The following is a 19718-nucleotide window of genomic DNA, read 5'->3' as shown; positions in this document are numbered from 1 at the left end:
AGCCCAGCGCTCGCCAACGCCTGACGAATCACCCGCTGCTGCGACGGACCGCTGGGGGCCGTCAGTCCGTTGGAGGCACCGTCCTGGTTGATCGCACTGCCCCGGACGACCGCCAGCACTTCGTGCCCATGACGCTGAGCGTCCGACAGGCGTTCCAGGACCAGAATCCCAGCACCCTCGGCCCAGCCCATGCCGTCGGCGGAGTCCGAGAACGCCTTACACCGGCCGTCAAGGGCCATGCCCTGCAACCTGGAGAACTCCACGAAGGTCTCCGGAGTGGCCATCACGGTCGCACCACCGGCCAGCGCCATTGAGCATTCACCCGCTCGCAACGCCTGGGCGGCCAAGTGCAACGCCACCAGCGATGACGAGCACGCCGTGTCCACACTCACCGCCGGACCCTCCAAGCCCAGCACATACGAGATCCGCCCCGACGCCACACTGTGCGCGTCACCGGTCGACCGGTATCCGTCCAGCTCCGGAATCGGCACGACCGCGTCGGCGGCGGACTGGTAGTCGTTGGCGATCAGCCCGGTGTAGACGCCCACGTACCGGCCCCGTAGGGAGGACGGGTCGATCCCAGCATGTTCGAGGGCCTCCCAGGAGGTCTCCAGCAGCAACCGCTGCTGCGGATCCATCGCCAACGCCTCACGCGGACTGATCCCGAAGAACCCCGCGTCGAAGCCCGCCGCGTCGGTGAGGAACCCGCCCTCACGAACGTAGGACTTCCCCGGCGCGTCCGGGTCGAACAGGCCGTCCAGGTCCCAGCCCCGGTCGGTGGGGAACTCCCCCACCACGTCCGCACCCGACGACAGCAGCTCCCACAACGCGGCCGGGCCGTCCACACCTCCGGGCAGCCGCACCCCCACACCCACGACCGCCACCGGCTCGTCCGTCGCCGCCGTCGCGGACGTGGCCGCGACGGCGGGCGTTTCCCCGGCCACCTGGGAGGACAGGAAGTCGGCCAGAGCCGACGGGGTCGGGTGGTCGAACAGTGCCGAGACCGAAAGGTTCAGCCCGGTCAGCGAGGCGAGCTGATTCCGGAGGGCGACGGTCCGGGCCGAGTCCAGGCCGAGGTCCTTGAACGGCCGCTGCCGGTCGAACACGTCGTCCCCGACGGTCGAGGCTACCTCGCGGTAGATCAGGTCGCGCAAGAACTCGGTGGCACCAGCCACGGCGAGTCGGTCGTCCTGCGTCACGAACTCGGTGATCGCCATCGTGGTGCCCGAGGAACGGACGGCGGAGTCGAACGCCCCGGCGAGCTCGACCGCCGACAACGGATCCGAGAGGCCCGTGCGCAGGAAGCCGCCGGTGACCGCCCAGCCGTCGCACGTCAGGGACAGGACGCGCCGGTCCGGTGAGTCGTGACGGCGGGCGAGCACGTCGATGGGCTGCGAAACGGCGTCGGCGCAGAGGACGACCGTTCGCGCTGACGATGCGGTCACCAGGTCCTCGACGTTCGGCGCCCCTCCGCGGGCGGGGTCCTCGACGTGGACGAGGCCCGTGATCCCCGCGTCCGGCGTGTCGGCGGTTCCCAGGACGACCTCGATGCCGGTCCGCCGTTCGATGCCGTCGGCGAGCATGCCGACGTGGTCCCGGTACTCAGCGGTGTCCACGAGCACGAGCCGGCTCACGGAGTACCGGTCGGCGAGCAGGTCCGCCACCGCCGCCCCGAGCGTCGTGGCGGCACCCGAGATCATCACGGTGTCGGACGGCCCGAACCACGGGTTCGGGGCGCCGGCGCGGGTCCCGCTCCGGCCGATGGGCAGTGTCGTCTCTCCCCCGTCCGCACCCGGGATGCGCGTGGCCGCCGTCGCCCGGCCGACGCGGTTGACGGCCAGGAGCCGGGCGGGCGTGTCGACGAGGAGATGGCGGGCGATCTTGCCCGAGCCCGTCCGCGGGATGCGCCGCGTCTCGTACAGCTCCTCGGGGATCTTGTGGACCGACAGCCGTTCGCGGCATCGGGCCAGGACCCGGGCGGGTTCGAGACCGCTGTCGCCGGCGACCAGGAAGGCGACCGGGACCTCACCGAGGACGTCGTGGTGCTTGCCGGCGGCCGCGACGTCCGCCACCCCCGGGACCGGCCGGATGGCCTCGTCGATCTCGCTGGGGTGGATGTTGACCGCGCCCCGGATGATGAGTTCCTTGATCCGGCCGGTGATCTGGAAGAAGCCCTCATGGTCGCTGCGGGCCAGGTCGCCGGTGCGGTACCAGCCGTCGCTGAACCTGCCCTCGGTCTCGGCCGGGGCGTCGTGGTAGCCGAGCATCAGGCTCAGCCCCCGGACCCAGACCTCGCCTTCCTCGCCGGTGTCGACGTCGCGGTCGGCGACGGGGTCCACCAGCCGTACGTCGAGACCGGGGACCGGACGGCCGCAGGACCCGACCGGCGCGGGCTCGTCGAGGCTGCTCATGGTGATCGGCCCGCACGTCTCGGTGCTGCCGTAGGTGTTGAGCGCGGCGACGCCGAACGTGTCCTCGATCTCCGCGCGCAGGGTGTCGGAGGTGACCGCACCGGCGACGAGGGCCAGCCGCAGGCCCAGGGCCTCAAGGGGCTGTGCCCGGGCCTCGGCGATCAGCAGGTGATACATGGCCGGGACGCCGGACAGGATGCTGAACGGCTCCCGGCGCAGGGTGTCGAGCACTTCGTCGGCGGCGAATCCGCTCACGATGTGCGCGGAGGCGCCTACGACGGTCACGCCGAGCAGGCACAGGCAGTGGGCCAGGCTGTGGTGCAGGGGCAGCGGCCACAGGATGCGGTCCCGCTCCTCAAGCCGGGCCATTGGCACGTAGCTGGAGGCGACCGACCACAGGCAGCTGCGCTGGCTGCACAGGACGCCCTTGGGTCGGCCGGTGGTGCCCGAGGTGTAGAGCATCCAAGCCGGGTCGTCGAGTCCGAGGCCGTCCCGGGCGGGGGTGTCGGGTTCCGATCCGATCAGGTCGGCGAAGGAGATGCTTCCGGGCGCGCTTCCCACCGCGACGATCTCGCGGACGCCGCTGCCGTGCGCTGCCCGGCGGACCTGATCGGTGTAGGCGGCCCAGGTGATGACTACCTTCGCGCCGCTGTCGCCGAGGTAGTAGCGCAGTTCCTCATCCGTGCAGTCCGGTGCGAGCGGCACGCCGATCGCCGCAACGCGGACGACCCCCAGGTAGCTCTCGATCATCTCGACGCAGCTGCCAAGGAACAGCGCGACCCGGTCTCCGGGTTCCACGCCGAGCGTGGCGAGGTGTCCTGCGAGGCGGGCGGTGTCCCGGTCCAGGTCGGCGTAGGTCACGCTGCTATGCGCGTCGGAGAAGGCGATCTTGCCGCCCAGGCGGGCGGCGTTCGTCCGGACGATCTCGCTCAGGGGCCGAATTCGCTCGGTATGCAACTACGTACTCACCTTCTATGACCAGGTACCGGTGCGGATGCTCGTCCGGGAGGAGAGTGACGGGTCCTACTTCGGGGACTGGACGCCCATGAACAGACGGAGCAGCCGTGTCGTGACGGAGTTGCCGGCGATCCGCAGGAAGATCGTCCGGAGCGTGATCGCGAACTCGTTGGGCGGCAGGAAGAAGCTCTCGCGTCCCCGACGAGCCTGCGCCTGAACCTTCAGCGCGATCGGGCGGTACTCGGCCTCCCACTCGCGCAGCGCCGTGGTGATGTCCCCGGGGTGGCGTTCCAGCACGTCACCGAGGAGACCGGCACCGCCGACGGCCAGCGACGCGCCGAAACCCGCGTAGAATCCGGTGCACCACGCCGCGTCGCCGACGAGAACCACCCGGCCCTGGCTCCAGGTGTCCATCTTGATCTGGCTCACCGGCCCGTAGTAGGCCGACGGGACGGCCTCCGCCTCCTTCAGCAGGGCCGGGACAGCCCAGCCGAGGTCCCCGAAACGGCGCCGGACCGACGTGGACAGATCGGTGGACAGGTCGCCGGGCAGGTCGGTGCTCGTCCACAGGAAAATCACCGAGAAGGTGTCGCCGAGGCGGCTGACCGCGATCATCCGGCCGACTCCGCTCAGGAGATGCTCGACCCCGGTGTCGACCGGACTGCGCTCCAGGTTGTAGAGGGCCAAGAGGTCACCGAAGTCGGTTCGGAACTCCGTCTCCGGACCGAAGGCCAGCTCGCGAACGACCGAGTTGACACCGTCAGCGCCGATCACCAGGTCGAAGCGCTCACTGACACCGTTCGACAGAACGACCTCGGCGCCGGACTCGTCCTGGGTGATGCTCGACACGGTCGTGCCGTACTCGATCTTCACCTCGCCGTCCAGCGCATCGAGCAGGATGTCCGCGATCTTGTCGCGTGGGACGTGCAAGGTCGGCTCGTTCATCAGCGCCAGTTGTGTGGCCGCCCGCCAGACGACACGCAGCCGTCCGTCAGTGTCCAACATGTGGATGTCCTCCCACGGCAGCTGCGCCTCGACGAGCCGCGGGAGGATGCCCAACCGCTCGGCCGCCTGGTAGCCCACGCCCCGGAAGCTGATCCACGTCCCGCCGTTGCGGTTGCCAGGGGCCTTCTCCACGACTAGGATTTCCCAGCCACGCCGGTGCAAACTCAGCGCCGCAGTCAAGCCGGCGACGCCAGCGCCGACGATCAATGCCCGCCCTGCCTCCCACCGTTGAGTGGCCACTCAAGCCTCCATACCGTCGAGTTCGTGAATGTAGGAAAGTGAGGGCGGCCGGCGCCGAGAGCGGCCGACGTACTCGTCGGCGAAGGCGACGGCGCTGCTGCCGGCCTCGGCCAGCCGCGTCAGGCTCGCGATCCGGCGGCGGTGGTCGAACTGTGTCGCGTCCGCCACCGGGTGGAACAGCCAGGTCAGCCAGGCCGAGAAGTCCTGGGCGCGCCAGACCGCACGCAGGCGCGTGGCCGAGTAGCCCTCAAGGGGACCGACCTCACCGCGGTGGAACCACCCGATGAGGGCGTGGGCGAGCACGCTCGCATCCTCGAGCGCCACGTTCAGCCCCTTGGCAGCGGTGGGCGGGAAGATGTGGGCGGCGTCGCCTACGAGGAAGAGCCGACCGAACTGCATGGGCTCCGCGACGGTGGCCCGGAGCGGAACCCTGACCTGCTCGAGAATCGCTCCCCGCTCCCGCGTCCGGCTCTCGTCGAGGTACAGCCGTTGCCCGAGTTCGTCCCAGATCCGTTCATGGGGCCAGTTGCTCTGCTCGTCCCGGGCGTCGGTCTGCAGGTAGAGGCGGCTGACCTCGGGCGTGCGCATGCTCGCAAGGGCGAAGCCGCGCGGGTGCACGGAGTAGACCAGTTCGGACGCGAAGGGCGCCGCGCTGACCAGCAGCCCGATCCAGTCGAACGGGTAGCGCCGACTGTGGAAGGCGAGGGACGCCGCAGGTATGCTCGCGCGGGACACGCCGTGGTATCCGTCGCAGCCAGCGATGAAGTCGGCCTCGACGACGACCTGCTCCCTGCTCACCGTGAACGCGACGGAGGGGTTGTTGCCGGTGATCCCCGCGATCTGGACGTCCTGCGCGTCGAAATACAGCGAACCGTCGTCCGGCGGACGAGCGGAAAGCAGGTCCTTGACAACTTCCTGCTGACCGTAGATGTAGGTCGGCTCACCGATCAGCGACACGGTCGAGATCCGCTGGCGGGTGTTCTCGAAGCGCAGCTGGAAACCGTCGTGCACCAGGCCCTGCCGGTCCAGCCGGCCGGCCAGCCCGGAGCCGCGCAGCAGCCGCACCGTGCCCTCCTCGAGCAGCCCGGCCCGCACCCGTCGTTCCAAGTGCTCACGGCTGCACCACTCGACCAGCACGGACTCGACGCCGTGGGTGCGCAGCTCGTGCGACAGGTACAGCCCGGCCGGGCCGGCACCGACGACGGCGACCTTCGTCCGCAGCGTCCTCATCGCTGCTGCCGGGCCGGATCCCGCAGCACGGCGCGCGCCTTGAGCAGCATCTCCTCGTACTCGTCGACCGGGTCAGAGTCGAGCACGATGGCTCCGCCCGCGCCGATTAGGACGACGTCGCGCCAGAAGACGGCAGTCCGGATCACGATGCTGAGATCGGCCGACCCGTTGTACCCGAAGTAGCCGAGCGCCCCGGAGTAGACGCCGCGGGCCTCGGACTCCAGCCGGTCGGTGATCTCGACCGTGCGCAGCTTGGGCGCCCCGGTCATCGAGCCGCCTGGGAAGCTCGCCTTCGCACAGTCGACGGCGCTCACCGCCGGCCGCAGCCGCCCCCTGATCGTGGAGACCAGCTGGTGCACGGTGGCATAGGACTCGGTCGCCATGAACTTCGGGACGTGCACGCTCCCGACCTCGCAGACCTGGCCGAGGTCGTTGCGCACGAGGTCGACGATCATGAGGTTCTCGGCCCGGGTCTTCGCGCTGCGGGCCAGGTCCAGCCGCCGGGACTCGTCGGTCGCGGGATCCTCGCTGCGGGCCGCGGTGCCCTTGATGGGCTTGCTCTCGACCATCTGGTGGCGGTCGATCCGCAGGAAACGCTCGGGTGAGGAGCTCAAGATCCGCAGCTCGCCGAACCGCAGGAACGCGCTGTAGGGCGCCGGGTTGGTACGTCGCATCCGCAGGTAGAAGGCGAGGTCGTTGCCCGGGACCGTGGTCCGGAGCATGTTGGTCAGGCAGATCTCGTAGCTCTCCCCCGCTCGCAGCTGCCGGTGGCACTCGGCGATGTCGGCGAGGTAGGTCTCCCGGTCCCGCACGAAGGACGCCGGGACGTCCACGTCGGGGCTCCGGCCCGGCTCGGCCGGCACCGGCCCCGCCTTCTCGAGCGCGTCGACGGCCGAGGCCGTGCGGGCCAGCCAAGCATCGGCTTCGAGGACGGACGCGGCCCCCGGCCGGCACAGCGCCACCAGGTAGGTCCGGTGCTCGAGATGGTCGACGACGACGAGCCGGTCGGCGCGCATCCACTTCGCGTCGGGAGTCTCGGCCTTGTGGCGGTTGACGAAGCCGCAGTGCTCCTTCATCTCGTACCCGAAGTAGCCGACGTACCCGCCGTTGAAGTCGAACGGCACGTCCAGCTCGACCCGCGACTCGGCCAGGCGCCAGCTCAGTACGTCGAAGATGTTCCCCTCGACCAGGCTTTGGACGCCGTCCGGGGATTCCACGACGACCGCGTCGTCGGTCACCGAGTAGCTCAGCACCTCGCTGAGCGGGCCCGAGGCATCGCCCAGGTACGAGAACCGCGCCAAGCCGCGCTCGCAGCGATTGCTGTCGAGCCAGAACGAGTGGGAACTGTCGCGGTAGAGACCGACGTAGACCGTCTCCGCGTCGACCTCGCGTTCCAGGGTCGACACGCGGATGACGAACGAGCCCGCCCCGTCCGGGCGGGCCACCGGCGGGCTCCGGCGCCCGGTGCTGCGGCGCCGGGTCAGGTCGCGGAAGTTCTCGAGGATCCGGGCGCCGTGCTCGGAGGCCACCGACTCGGGGTGGAACTGCACACCCCAGTGCGGCCGGCCGGTGTGGCGGATGCCCATGATCTCGCCGTCCTCGGCCCAGGCGATCGCCTCCAGGGACGTCGAGGCCAGGGAGTCCACGGCGAGGGAGTGGTAGCGCACTGCGGTGAAGTCCTGGGGCAGACCTTCGAAGACGCCCTGGTCCAGGTGGGTGATCCGCGAGAGGTGGCCGTGCCTCGGCATACTGGCTGAGCGCACCTTGGCCCCGTGGAACAGGGCGATGCCCTGGTGGCCGAGGCAGACCCCGAGCACCGGCAGGTCTGGCAGCGACAGCGGCCGGGCGGCATCGCCGAAGTCGCGCCCGTCCTCGGGGTGACCGGGCCCCGGGGAGATCACCACGTTGTCGAACCGGGTGAGGAAGCTGTCGTCCCTCAGCGCCAGGTCGTCATTGCGGACGACCACCGGTTCCACGCCGTTGACCTGCGCGATCAGCTGGAAGAGGTTGTAGGTGTAGGAATCGTAGTTGTCCACCAGCAACGTGCGCACATGACCGGCGGACGGCTTCACTTCGCCGGCCGGACTCGCAGACTGCACCGGGCCTCCAGACGACGATCAATTACCCGCTAAAGGGAACGTCTAATGCTTACCCAGACACAACTGGGCCGCCAAGCACCGGTACCGGATCTAGGGGTCGACCGAATCATTCCTAGGGGCTGCTCATCGGGAGCTGATATCCCCTATTGACATTGTCCGGACGCCACCAGAAGCATGAGCAGCGATCAATTCCCGGGGATTCGGAGACGAGACCGTGCGTGATTCCACCGAGAAAGATCTCGTTGTCGGCACCACGTCCGGGCCGGTGCGCGGTTTTCTCGACCGGGGGGTGCCCAACTGGCGGGGCGTGCCCTACGCGCGCGTCGAGCGGCGTTTCCGGCCGGCGGTGCCGGTGGCGCCGGGCGAGGAGATCGAGGCCACCGGGTGGGGACCGGTCAGTTGGCAGTTGCCGATCCAGCTGGGCCGGGGCCTCTACCGCGTCCCGATGGACGACCTCGTGGAGAACGAGGACTGCCTCAACCTGAACGTGTGGTCCCCCGGCCCGCGGCCAGACGGGCCCCTGCCGGTCCTGGTCTGGTTCCACGGGGGCAGCCGGGTGAACGGCAGTGCCAGCAGCTGGATCGACCCGTGGCACTTCGCCGCCCGGCACGGTGCCGTCGTGATCACCGCGAACTACCGTCTCGGCCTGTGGGGCTGCCTCTACCTGGGCGGCCACGACCCGGACTTCGCGGACAGCGCCAACCTCGAGGTCCTCGACCATGTCATGCTGCTTCGCTGGATCAGGGACAACATCGCCGGCTTCGGCGGCGACCCGGGCAACGTCACGCTGTTCGGCATGTCCTCCGGCGGTTGCGACATCGCGACGCTGCTCGGCACACCCGCGGCCCACGGGCTGTTCCACCGGGCGGCGATCTACAGCGGCAACGCCGAGGTGCCCATGTCCGAGGAGGCCGCGGTGCGCTTCACCGAGGAGTTCCTCGGCGCGGCCGGGCCACTGGCGAACTCACCCGATGACCTGACCCGACTCCCGAACGTGGGGTTGCGGCACATCCACGGGAAGCTGCTCGAGCGGGGGGTCTCGGTCCGATACCGGCCTTTCGTCGACGGCACCGTCGTACCCCGGCCGCCGCTGGAGACGATCCGCGCGGGGGGCATTGCCGACGTGCCCGTGCTGATGTCGGTGACGTCGGACGAGGCTGGCATCTTCGTCGCCATGGGCGACGTGGTCTTCGACCGCGCCTACGACGCGGTGGCCACGGGTGATTCCACAGCCGACCGGGACGCGAAGACCAGGCTGCTCTCGGAGAAATACTTCTGGGAGCCCACCGACCGATTGCTGCAGGCCGCCCACCAAGCCGGTCGGAAGGTGTGGCTGCAGAAATTCTGCTACGCGCCGACCAACTCAAACCTCGCGGCCCACAACCCTTCCATGGCGGATCGCCCGGTGCACGGCACCGACATGGCGTCATTGTTCGTCGACACCGAGGGAAACGACGGAGCGGAGACCGACCGGCTGGTCGGGGCGCAGGAGCAGAACGCCCTGATCGCGCTGGCCCGGGAAGGGCGCCCGCCCTGGCCGGAATGGTCTCCGCAGGCGCCGGTGACGCACGAGATCACGGCGCCATCGAACGTCGGCGCCCGGTAAGCGCCGGCCGAGACGAACTCCCGCCCCCGGTAGCTGCCCTCGACGACTTCCCCGCCACCGAAGGTCTCCACCAGCCGGGGCGCCGAGGCCGGGTCCGATCTGCCCGGGCGACCCGGGAACGCTGATCGCGGTGTCGCGCCTGAGGTTGTCCGGCAGGCACGAGCGCCCTAACGACCTTCCGCCGCAACGCCCGGAACACGGAGAGGCGATGGCTGACACTCTGCAGCGTCACGCGGCTGCCGCGTACGACCTGAACGACCGCTACCGGACCGGCGCCGAGCCCCGGCTGCTGACCGGGGTACAGGCTATCGCGCGGCTGCTCGTCGAGCAGCACGAGCTGGACCGGCGCCACCACCGTCGAACGGCCGCGTTCGTGTCGGGCTACCAGGGCAGCCCGCTGGCGGGCGTCGACCGGTTGCTCGCCGGCATGCCCGACGTCCTGGCCGCGAACGACGTCACGTTCGTGCCCGGTTTCAACGAGGAACTCGCGGCCACGGCGGTCTGGGGTTCCCAGACCGATCTCCCGATCGGCACCTCGCGCTACGACGGCGTGGTCGGCATCTGGTACGGCAAGGGGCCAGGTCTGGACCGCGCCACCGACACGCTCCGGCACGCGAACATGTTCGGAGTCAACCCGAACGGCGGCGTGCTGCTGCTCGTCGGCGACGACCCGGCCGGCAAGTCCTCGTCCGTGCCCGCGGTCAGCGAGCGGTCCCTGGCCGCGCTCGGGATCCCCGTGCTGTTCCCGCGCAACGCAGCCGAGATCATCATCCTGGGACTGCACGGAATCGCCCTGTCCCGGGCCTCGGGCTGCCTGGTGGCGCTGAAGATCGTCACCGACGTCGCGGATGGCGCCTGGACCGTGGACGACACCGTCTCCCGGGCGGAGACGGCCACTCCGCCGACCCCCTGGGACGGCCGGCCTTGGACCTATCGGCAGCGGACCGTCGATCTCACCCCGGGCCACCTCCAGTCGGCCGAGGCGGACCTGTACGGCCCGCGCTCCGCGACGGTCCTCGCCTACGCGGCCGCCAACAAGCTCAACCCGGTCGAAGTCGATCCGGCCACCCCCACCATGGGTCTGATCGCCTCTGGGAGCACCTACGACGCGCTCCGCCAGAGCCTTCTCGACCTCGGTGTCGATGACGCCCAGCTGAAGGAGTCCGGCGTCCGGGTCATGCGGATGGCCATGATCCACCCGGTCGATCAGGCCGCCGTGCGGGGGTTCGCCGCCGGGCTCGAGGAGATCCTCGTCGTGGAGGACAAGACCGCGTTCCTCGAGACGCACGTCCGCGATGCGCTCTACGGGACCGCCCACGCTCCCCGAGTCCTCGGGAAGCGGGACTCCGAAAGCCGGCCGCTCATCCCGCACGACGGCGAGCTGACCGCCGGGCGGCTCGCGGGCCCGCTGCGCCGCGTCCTCCGCGACCGCGTCCCGCTCGCCGCCCCGGCCCCTGGCCCGATCCAGCTCCCGCTGCTGAGCGCCTCGCGCGCGCCGTACTTCTGCAGCGGGTGCCCGCACAACCGCTCGACCGTGCTGCCCGAGGGCTCGATCGGCGGCGGGGGCATCGGCTGCCACACGATGGTGACGCTCGAGGCACGGCAAACGTCATCCGTCGTCGGGATCACCCAGATGGGCGGCGAAGGTGCCCAATGGATCGGCCAGGCGCCCTTCACCGACGTCCCGCACATCTTCCAGAACGTCGGCGACGGAACCTACTTCCATTCCGGGCAGCTCGCCGTCCAGGCGTGCGTCGCCGCCGGGGTCGACATCACCTACAAGCTGCTCTACAACGAGGTCGTCGCCATGACCGGTGCCCAGGACGTCGAGGGCGTCCTCCCGGTCGAAGCGCTGACCCACAAGCTCGCCCGCGAAGGCGTCAGCCAGATCATCGTCTGCGCCGACGAGCCGGAGCGCCATCGCCGCCGCAAGCTGGCCAAGGGCACGCTGTTGTGGCACCGGGACCGGCTCGACGAGGCCCAGCGGCTGCTGCGGGACACTCCCGGCGTCACAGTGCTGATCTATGACCAGCACTGTGCCGCGGACGCCCGGCGGCAGCGCAAGCGCGGGAAGCTACCCGCGCGCACGACCAGGGTCGTCATCAACGAAGCCGTCTGCGAAGGCTGCGGCGACTGCGGCCGCAAGAGCAACTGCCTGTCGGTGCGCCCGGTCGACACCGAGTTCGGCCGCAAGACCCGCATCGACCAGACCTCCTGCAACACCGACTACAGCTGCCTCGACGGCGACTGCCCCTCCTTCGGCACCGTCGAGATCGACCCCGACGCCCGGCAGGAGCGCCGGAAAATCCCCGCTCCGCCGACGGTCCCGGCTCCCGCGTCGCCCGGACCATCGTGCCCTCAGGACGTCTTCCTCGCGGGCATCGGCGGCACCGGCATCGTCACCGTCAACCAGGTGCTCGCCACCGCCGCAGCCCTGGCGGGATACGAGGTCGAGACACTGAACCAGACCGGGCTGAGCCAGAAGGCCGGGCCCGTCACCGGTCACCTGCGTTTCTCCGATAACCACGTCCAGCCCTCGAACCGCATCTCACCGGGCGCTTCGACCTGCATCCTCGCCTTCGACCTGCTTACCGCAGCCGAACCCCGCAATCTGGCCCATGCCAATCCCGCCACGACCATCGCCATCGCATCGACCAGCGAGACACCGACCGGCGACATGGTGTACGACCTGACCGTCAGCTATCCGGCCGCGGACGAGCTTGCCGCGCGCCTGGATTCGATGACGGCGGAGCTCCATACGCTCGACGCCGTCGGCGCCGCGGAGACGCTCTTCGGGAACACCGCAGCCGCGAACTTCCTCGTCGTCGGTGCCGCCCACCAGAGCGGCGCACTACGAATCCCCGCCGACGCCATCGAGAAGGCCATCGGCATCAACGGGGTCGCCGTGGCCGCCAACGTTGCGGCTTTCCGCTGGGGGCGCGCCGCCATCGCACTCCCCGGCACCTTCGCCGCCGCGGTTGCACCCAGGAAACAAGCGAAAGACCCGATCTCGCTTCCGGCGCCGGCCGCGACGTCCCTCGACGGCGAGGTCCGGCGCCTCGTGGAGCTTCGAGCCGCCGAGCTGGTTGCCTACCAGGACGTCAAAACCGCCGTGAACTACATCGACTTCGTCCAACGAGTAAGGGACGCGGAGTGTGCTGTCACCACGGAGAGCGGCTTCAGCGAGGCCGTCGCGCGCTACCTGTTCAAGCTCACGGCGTATAAGGACGAGTACGAGGTCGCCCGTCTCCTCACCGCCCCCGGGTCGGCTGAGGCAGCGACGGCCCAGTTGCCCGGGAGCGCTCGCGTGACCTTCCGGCTCCACCCTCCCTTTCTTCGCGCGCTGGGACGAAAGAAGAAGGTCGCATTCCGACCGCGTTCCCACGGCGCGCTGCGCCTGCTCGCCAGGCTGAAGAAACTGCGTGGGACCCCGTTCGACGTCTTCGGGTACGCCCACGTCCGGCAGATCGAGCGAGCCCTGGTCGCACACTACCGCGAGCTCATCACCACCCTGGCCGAAAGCCTCACGTCGGAGAACTACGAGCGAGCGGTCCGCATCGCCGGCCTGCCCGACCTCGTCCGGGGTTACGAAAGCGTCAAACTCGCGAACGTCGCCGCCTACCGGGAACTCCTTGCGGCCGAGGGCATCGATGTCGAGGGCCTGGCACAATGGCCGTAGGTTAAGGGATTGTCGTGTCGTAGGCTTGGTCTGTGGGGCATGACGGGAGTGAGGGGCTGTCGCCGGAGGGCTGGTTGCCGGACCGGGTGACGGTGGGTGTGTTGACGCGGGTGTACCCGCCGGAGCTGGTGGACCGGGTGTTGGCGGTGACGGACACCGCGGAGGTTCGCCGCCGGTTGTTGCCGTCGCGGCTGGTGGTGTACTTCGTGTTGGCGTTGTGGCTGTTCCGGGGGCGCAACTGTGGCTATGTGCAGGTGCTGGCCCGGTTGACCAGCGGGCTGCACTTCCAGCGCCGGGCCGCTGCGTTGGTGGCGGGTGAGCCGGGTGGGGCGGGTTGGTCGTTACCGGCGAGCCCGTCGCTGGGTGAGGCGCGGGCGCGGATCGGGTCGGATCCGGTGCGGATGCTGTTCGAGCATGCGGCGGGGCCGGTCGGGGTGGCTGGTCAGACGGGGGTGTTCCTGCACGGCCTGCGGCTGGTGCAGATCGACGGGTCGACCTGTGATCTGCCGGACACGGAGAAGAACCGGGTGTTCTTCGCCGGGCCGTCGAACGCCGGCGGGCCGGCGCCGTTCCCGAAGGTTCGCTGGGTCATCGCCGCCGAGGCCGCCACCGGTGCCCTGCTGGGCGCGTCGTTCGGCCCGTGGACCACGGGCGAGCCGGCGCTGGCCCGTGACCTGCTGGCGCATCTGGGCCCGGGCATGCTGACCCTGGCCGACCGCAACTTCCTGTCCCACCGGCTCGCCAGCGAGGTCGTGGCGACCGGGGCGCACCTGCTGTGGCGGGCGAAGGCGAACTTCACGCTGGCTCCGGTCCGCGTCCTCGACGACGGCAGCTACCTCGCCGAGCTGACACCTGCCCGCACACGCGACGGACCACCACTGACGGTCCGGGTGATCGAGTACACCGTGCACTCCACCACCGCCGACGGCCCGACCAGCTCAGAGCTGTTCTGCCTGGTCACCGACCTGCTCGACCCCGAGGAATGGTCCATGCTCGACCTGGCCTGCGCCTACCCGACCAGGTGGGGATGCGAGACCGTGATCGGCCACCACAAGACCGATCTCGGTGAAGGACGACCCGTCCTGCGCAGCAAGGACCCCGAAGGCGTCGCCCAGGAGATGTGGGCCCTGTTCGCCGTCTACCAGGCCCTCGCCCGCCTCATCGGCGTCGCCGCCGACACCACCGGCACCCCACCCGACAAGATCAGTTTCCGTCGGGCCCTGGCCGCCGCGTCCGATTCCATCGGGACCGCGGCTTTCCCCCCCCCCTGAACAGGCACTCCTCGCGTTCCTCCTCGAGATCTGCGACCCGCGCCTGGCCATCCGTAACCACCCCGACCGCACCGCACCCCGCAAGACCCGCAGGCACAGCGACTACCCCCGCCGCAAGACCGACGATCCACCCACCCGGCCCGTCACCCACCGTCTCGAACTCCACTGCCTCGACTTCCGATGACCAACCATCCCTCAAACCTCCAAGGGATCATTTAACCTACGGCCATTGGGGCCTGGCGTGACCGCGGAGCACCACGTCAGGCGTGCTTGGCGAACTGAGCGATAGTCGTGGACTTCGTGCGAACGGTGCCTCCGAAGTCGTCGATGACCTGCCCCAATCCCGTCAACAATGCATGGCGCTTGGCAGGTTCGAGCCGCATGTGGTCACTGTGGGTGGAAACGAGTCCCACCCACTCCGCGGAGGTGAACTCGAGACCCCAGAGGTAGGTTGCCGCATCGACGGAGACGAAGGCCTCGTGCCCGGCCAGCGGATCGATGGGCTCATCCCGGTCCTTGGGGACGTACCCGCCCATGCGGACGGCCGGCGCGTACTCCTGGTAGAGGGGGTCAAAAGCCTCGAGCACGGTGACGTCCAGCTCGTGGTAGGTCCAGAAGCGGGCGATGGTGCCTCCCGGCTTCAGCAGTTCAGCCGCTCGCTCGTTGCCCCGCTCCGGGTCGATCCAGTGCCATGCGTCGCCGGTGACGATGAGATCGAATCGACGTCCGGCATCTTCCCAGTCTTCGAACCCGGAAACCTCGACGGACACGCCATGTTCCCGAGCCACCTCGGCCATCCGGGCGTCGGGCTCGACGCCGAGTACATCGAGCCCACGTTTCGCCAGCGCGACCGAGACTTTCCCGGTGCCGCAGCCGACATCGAGAATCTCCGACGGCCGGAGTGTAGCGAGACAGTCCATCAGTTCTTCAGGAAAGCTTGGGCGAAAGCGATCGTACTGAATCGCCAGCGCCCCGAAACCTTCCGCGAATTCACGTTCAAGATAGGGCTTCTGGAGAAATGTCATGCAGTGGCTCCCGTACCGAGCGGTCGAATCGACACGCTGCATCTTACCCCACTTCCGAGGATTGCGGTTCCCTGCGCGCTGCGCCGGGCCGGTACGATCTCACGTTCCCGGTGCCACAGCCGGGCCGGACGTGCCATCACCCGATACCGTGATCACAGGGGGATGTTCCCGTGTTTCCTCGGTATGCGTTGTTCTTGCTTCTTCCGTAGAAGGCGTAAGGCTGCGGTGATCTTGGCTCTGGTCTCCGACGGGGCCACGATCGCGTCCACATAGCCGCGTTCGGCCGCGACATAAGGGGTTTCCAGGTGTGATTCGTAGTCGCCGGTGAGCCTGGCCCGCGCCAGCTCGGGGTCCGGCGCGACCGCGAGTTCCCTCCGGTACAGCACGCTGACCGCGCCCCTGGCCCCCATCACGGCGATTCGTGCCGACGGCCAGGCCAGGTTGACATCCGCGTGCAGGTGCTTCGACCCCATGACCACGTAACCGCCACCGTAGGCTTTTCCGGTCACCACCGTTATCAATGGCACGGTCGCCTCGGCGTAGGCGTAGATCAGCTTGGCACCACGCCGGATTATCCCGTTCCATTCCTGATCCGCGCCGGGCAGGAACCCGGGGGTGTCCACGAACGTGAGGATCGGGATGTTGAACGCGTCGCAGAGCCGGACGAACCGAGCGGCCTTTTCACTGGCATCGATATCGAGGCATCCGGACAGGTGAGCCGGCTGGTTGGCCACAACTCCGATGCTGTGGCCGTCGAGCCGGGCGAAGCCGACGACGATGTTGGCCGCGAAATCGGGGGACACTTCGAGCAGTTCTCCGCCGTCGACGACGGCGGAGATCACCGCGCGCATGTCGTACGGCTCGCGCGGGGAGCCGGGGACGATCCCGTCGAGTTCCGGGATGTGGCTCGTGCGGGCGCCGGGATCGCCCGCGAACAGGGGCGGCTCCTCGAGGTTGTTGGACGGCAGGTACGCGAGCAGCGTCTTCACGTAGTCGAAGGCGTCCTCCTCGTCCGCAGCCGCGTAGTGTGTACAGCCGGATCGGGAACCGTGCACCCGAGCGCCGCCCAGCTCGTCGAGACCGATCCGCTCGCCATTGGTGGCGCTGATGACCTCGGGCCCGGTGATGAACATGTGCGAGGTGCCCTCGACCATCACGGTGAAGTCGGTGATCGCGGGCGAGTACACCGCACCACCCGCACACGGCCCCATGATCATGGAGATCTGGGGGATCACCCCCGAGGCCGCCACATTGCGGTAGAAGATCTCCCCGTAGAGGGCCTGAGCGGCAACCCCCTCCTGAATCCGCCCTCCGGCACCGTCGTTGATGCCCACGACCGGGCATCCGGTACGCAACGCGAGATCCAGCACCTTCACGATCTTCTGGCCGAACGCCTCGCCCAGCGTCCCGCCGAAGACGGTGAAATCCTGGCTGAACACGCAGATCGGCCTGCCGTCCACGGTCCCGTGCCCGGTCACGACGCCGTCCCCGTACGGCCTGCGGTCGGCCATGCCCCAGCCCGTCACCCGGTGCCGCACAAACTCGTCGAGTTCGACGAACGAACCCGGGTCCAGCAACCGCTCGATCCGCTCCCGCGCCGTCAGCTTTCCCTTGCGCCGCTGGGTGCGCACCGCCTCAGCCGAGCCCGGGGCCCGGGCCTCCTCGCGCCGTCGGCCGAGCTCGTCCAGCCGGGAGACGCCGTTGGCCGAATACGTCGACGGCCGTGCGTGGGTCTCGGTCACCGGTCCCCCATCGCCGCAGCGGCGTAACGCATCCCACGCCGGCGGGTCGTCGTGACCTCCAGCCGCTCCCGATCATCAATAGATGCCCTCGATGACACGTTCACCTCCGAACTCGTCCAGCGGAGCAGGCGAGGAGACGGAGTCGCCGATCTGTCCCGGCAGGGCGCGCACGCGGATGGCGGAATCCCGCTCGGCGTTGTTCGGCAGGAACATGCCCTTGCTGATGTGGCTCATCACCACCTGGCCGCGACTGCCGTAGCCCACCGGTTCGCCGGTCTCCGGTTCGACGACCCGGAAGGTGACCACCGGGCTCGGCGGGTCGTAGATCAGGTCCTCGTCCTCGCCCGTGCCCTGCCGCTCACGGGCACCGGTGAGGATCATGGCGCTGCTGTACCTGCTCAGCATCCGCGCGTTCGGGAAGTACTCGTACTTCAGCTCGAACCGTTCGTCCACGGTCATGTGCGCACCGCCCCAGAAGACGAGCTCGATCTTCGAGTTGATCAGGTCGACGAGGCTGGGCCGGCGTGCGCAGGCGCGAAGCAGCGGCGGCGTGATCACCATCATGGACACCCGCTGGCTGGACAGCACGTGCTCGATCTGGTCCAGCAGGTGCTCGACATAGGCGGCGGCCTGCTCGTGCTGCCTCGTCTTGACCAGCTTCTTCACCCAGCGCGGGTCGATGTCGATGGTGAACTTGATCGTCTTCTGCCGGGCGGCGACGTAGTCGTACAGGCTGCCCGCCTTGTGCGGCCCGCCGGGGACCGCAACCAGGATGTTGCCGGGTTCCCGCCCCGCGAACTGGGGGCCGGCGATCATCCGGTCGATGGCGCTGTCCATCCAGTCGGGCATGAGGATGATCCGTTTCGGCACGCCGGTGGTGCCGCCGGACTCGAAGACCCGGGGCGCGGGCGGGTTCTTCCCGTAACCACGGGGAATGAGGTCCTCGACCGGGATGTCACGGGTCTCGTCGACGACGTTCGGGAAGCGTCGCAGGTCCTCGTAGCTCCAGATCTCCCGCATCGGGTCGAACCCGAGGGTCTCCGCCCTGCGCAGCCAGAACGGGGATCCGGTGTCCTCGCCGAAATGCCACCGCATCGCCGTGCGCAGGTACTCGACATCGTCATCGGGCCACCCCGCGGGATCGAGTACCGCCCATTGAGGATCGTCATTCGGCTTAATCTGAGCCTCCACGTTCTCGTTCCTTTCCCTCAGTACGCAGCAGCGACATCACGGATCTAGCGGACGTCGCACTGACCAGGGACCGGATCTCGGCCGACACGAGGGCCGACCGTTCCGCGCCGAACACCTCACAGTTGAGCGCGAATTTCGTGTTCAACTCCGCTCCGGTGACCCCGTAGGTCAGCCCCGGACGATCGTTGAAACGCAGGACCTCCTCGACCCGCCCGTCCCGCAGCGTGACCCGGGCCCGGGTCCCGATCCGGCGCGGGAACACCTCCGTGCACTCCGCATCGGCGGAGCAGCCGATCCGCGCCGCGAGGTCGACGACCTCTGCACGCCGGGCGGCCTCGTCGGTGAAATCCGCCAGGTGGACCCCGAGCCCGCCGCCCCCGGTCAACGCGGCGGCGAAGGTGTAGGGCCCGGAGAACGCAGCCGCGTAGCCGCCGACGGGGGTGATCTTGGCGGCGCGTGGTTCGGCGATGGTGCGCAGCGCCGGTTCGGGTACGCCCAGTTCGATGCCCGCCACGTCGGCGGGCCGGACGCCACGGGCCCGCAGCTCCAGCGCGCAGTCCACGCCGGCGTGGGTGAAGTAGTTGCAGGGGTAACGCTTGATCTGTACCTGGTCGGCGTGCCACAGCTCGCCGAGATCGTCGGTGACAACCTGGGGCACGGAGCGCTCGCCGCAGAATGCGGTGAAGAATCCGAATCGGCCCTCCAGCACCGTGTGTGGCCCGGTCAGGCCGGCCGCGGCCAGCTGAGCGGCGGCCACACCGCAGTGGGCGGCCCACCCGGTGTGTATCTGTTTGACACTTCCCCCGGTCCGGTTGGCTTCGATCAGGCCGGAACTCATGCTGGCGGCGATCGCGCCGGCCGAGGTGATCGTGGCGGCGTCACCTGACAGCAGGGCCGATACCGCCACCGCGCTAGCGATCGCACCGCAGAGGGAGGTCGCGTGCTGCCCCCGGTCGAAGTAGATCGAGTTGCGCCGTTCCTCGTCGAATCCGGCCATTCCCAGCCGGATGCACAACTCGATGCCGAGCAGCATGGCGTCCAGCGACTCCGGGCCGTCCGCACCGGTCACCTCGGCGACGGCGAGGACCGCCGGAATCACCGCGGCCCCCGGGTGCAGCAGGGACGGAAGGTGCGTGTCGTCGAAGTCCGTGCAGTGCGCGAGGGTTCCGTTGACGAAGGCCGCGCCCGTGGGGTGGGGGGCCGACCGCGGCGCCCCCCCCCCGGCGGGCCCCCGCCGGGCCCCCCCCCCCGGCCCCCCCGGG

11 protein-coding genes are annotated in these 19718 nt (G+C 69.3%); 3 read left to right on the top strand and 8 right to left on the bottom strand.

What is annotated here, in order from left to right:
• The 4 genes from MXD61_RS06525 to pabB form a co-directional block, all read right to left on the bottom strand.
• On the bottom strand, nucleotides 1-3368 hold a 3368-nt coding region (locus tag MXD61_RS06525), incomplete at its 3' end, for a beta-ketoacyl synthase N-terminal-like domain-containing protein (protein ID WP_248811928.1).
• A 66-nt stretch (nucleotides 3369-3434) separates the two neighbouring features.
• On the bottom strand, nucleotides 3435-4613 hold the full coding sequence (locus MXD61_RS06520) for an FAD-dependent oxidoreductase (protein WP_248811927.1): 1179 nt from the start codon (nucleotides 4611-4613) through the stop codon (nucleotides 3435-3437).
• Nucleotides 4614-5843, bottom strand: coding sequence for a 4-hydroxybenzoate 3-monooxygenase (locus tag MXD61_RS06515; protein ID WP_248811926.1), 1230 nt, complete (start codon nucleotides 5841-5843; stop codon nucleotides 4614-4616).
• Nucleotides 5840-7942, bottom strand: coding sequence for an aminodeoxychorismate synthase component I (gene pabB / locus MXD61_RS06510; RefSeq protein WP_248811925.1), 2103 nt, complete (start codon nucleotides 7940-7942; stop codon nucleotides 5840-5842). Before pabB ends, MXD61_RS06515 begins: the two co-directional genes overlap by 4 nt.
• A gap of 214 nt (nucleotides 7943-8156) precedes the next feature.
• Here pabB and MXD61_RS06505 point away from each other — a divergent pair, with 214 nt between their 5' ends.
• From MXD61_RS06505 to MXD61_RS06495, 3 genes are all read left to right on the top strand, one after another.
• The gene (locus MXD61_RS06505; protein WP_248811924.1) at nucleotides 8157-9548 is read left to right on the top strand and encodes a carboxylesterase family protein; all 1392 of its coding nucleotides are present in this window, start codon (nucleotides 8157-8159) and stop codon (nucleotides 9546-9548) included.
• A gap of 208 nt (nucleotides 9549-9756) precedes the next feature.
• Nucleotides 9757-13227, top strand: a complete 3471-nt coding sequence (locus tag MXD61_RS06500; RefSeq protein WP_248811923.1) for an indolepyruvate ferredoxin oxidoreductase family protein — start codon at nucleotides 9757-9759, stop codon at nucleotides 13225-13227.
• Nucleotides 13228-13259: 32 nt separating this feature from the next.
• Nucleotides 13260-14498 carry an IS4 family transposase gene (locus tag MXD61_RS06495; RefSeq protein ID WP_248811922.1) on the top strand — a complete coding sequence of 413 codons (1239 nt, stop codon included), beginning with the start codon at nucleotides 13260-13262 and terminating at the stop codon, nucleotides 14496-14498.
• Between the two features lie 260 nt (nucleotides 14499-14758).
• On the opposite strand, the gene MXD61_RS06490 is transcribed toward MXD61_RS06495, so the two are convergent.
• The 4 genes from MXD61_RS06490 to MXD61_RS06475 all read right to left on the bottom strand — a co-directional run.
• Nucleotides 14759-15523 (bottom strand): bifunctional 2-polyprenyl-6-hydroxyphenol methylase/3-demethylubiquinol 3-O-methyltransferase UbiG, encoded by a 765-nt coding sequence (locus MXD61_RS06490; RefSeq protein ID WP_248811921.1) that lies wholly within the window; start codon nucleotides 15521-15523, stop codon nucleotides 14759-14761.
• 152 nt (nucleotides 15524-15675) lie between these two features.
• On the bottom strand, nucleotides 15676-17265 hold the full coding sequence (locus tag MXD61_RS06485) for an acyl-CoA carboxylase subunit beta (protein ID WP_308222688.1): 1590 nt from the start codon (nucleotides 17263-17265) through the stop codon (nucleotides 15676-15678).
• 75 nt (nucleotides 17266-17340) lie between these two features.
• Nucleotides 17341-18456, bottom strand: coding sequence for a phenazine antibiotic biosynthesis protein (locus MXD61_RS06480; RefSeq protein WP_248811919.1), 1116 nt, complete (start codon nucleotides 18454-18456; stop codon nucleotides 17341-17343).
• Nucleotides 18440-19718: MmgE/PrpD family protein (locus MXD61_RS06475; RefSeq protein WP_248811918.1), on the bottom strand; the 1279-nt coding region annotated here is incomplete at its 5' end. The genes MXD61_RS06475 and MXD61_RS06480, both read right to left, overlap by 17 nt.

This window comes from Frankia sp. AgPm24 (assembly GCF_023243055.1).
In the GTDB taxonomy this organism is placed as follows: domain Bacteria; phylum Actinomycetota; class Actinomycetes; order Frankiales; family Frankiaceae; genus Frankia; species Frankia umida.
The sequence above is the reverse complement of the archived record's forward strand: the minus strand, read 5'-3'. Positions and strand labels throughout refer to the sequence as shown.

Bases quoted from the DNA above. Each gene is read 5' to 3' on its own strand.
- MXD61_RS06500 (WP_248811923.1), top strand. From the start codon at position 9,757: ATGGCTGACACTCTGCAGCGTCACGCGGCTGCCGCGTACGACCTGAAC.
- MXD61_RS06490 (WP_248811921.1), bottom strand. From the start codon at position 15,523: ATGACATTTCTCCAGAAGCCCTATCTTGAACGTGAATTCGCGGAAGGT.
- MXD61_RS06515 (WP_248811926.1), bottom strand. From the start codon at position 5,843: ATGAGGACGCTGCGGACGAAGGTCGCCGTCGTCGGTGCCGGCCCGGCC.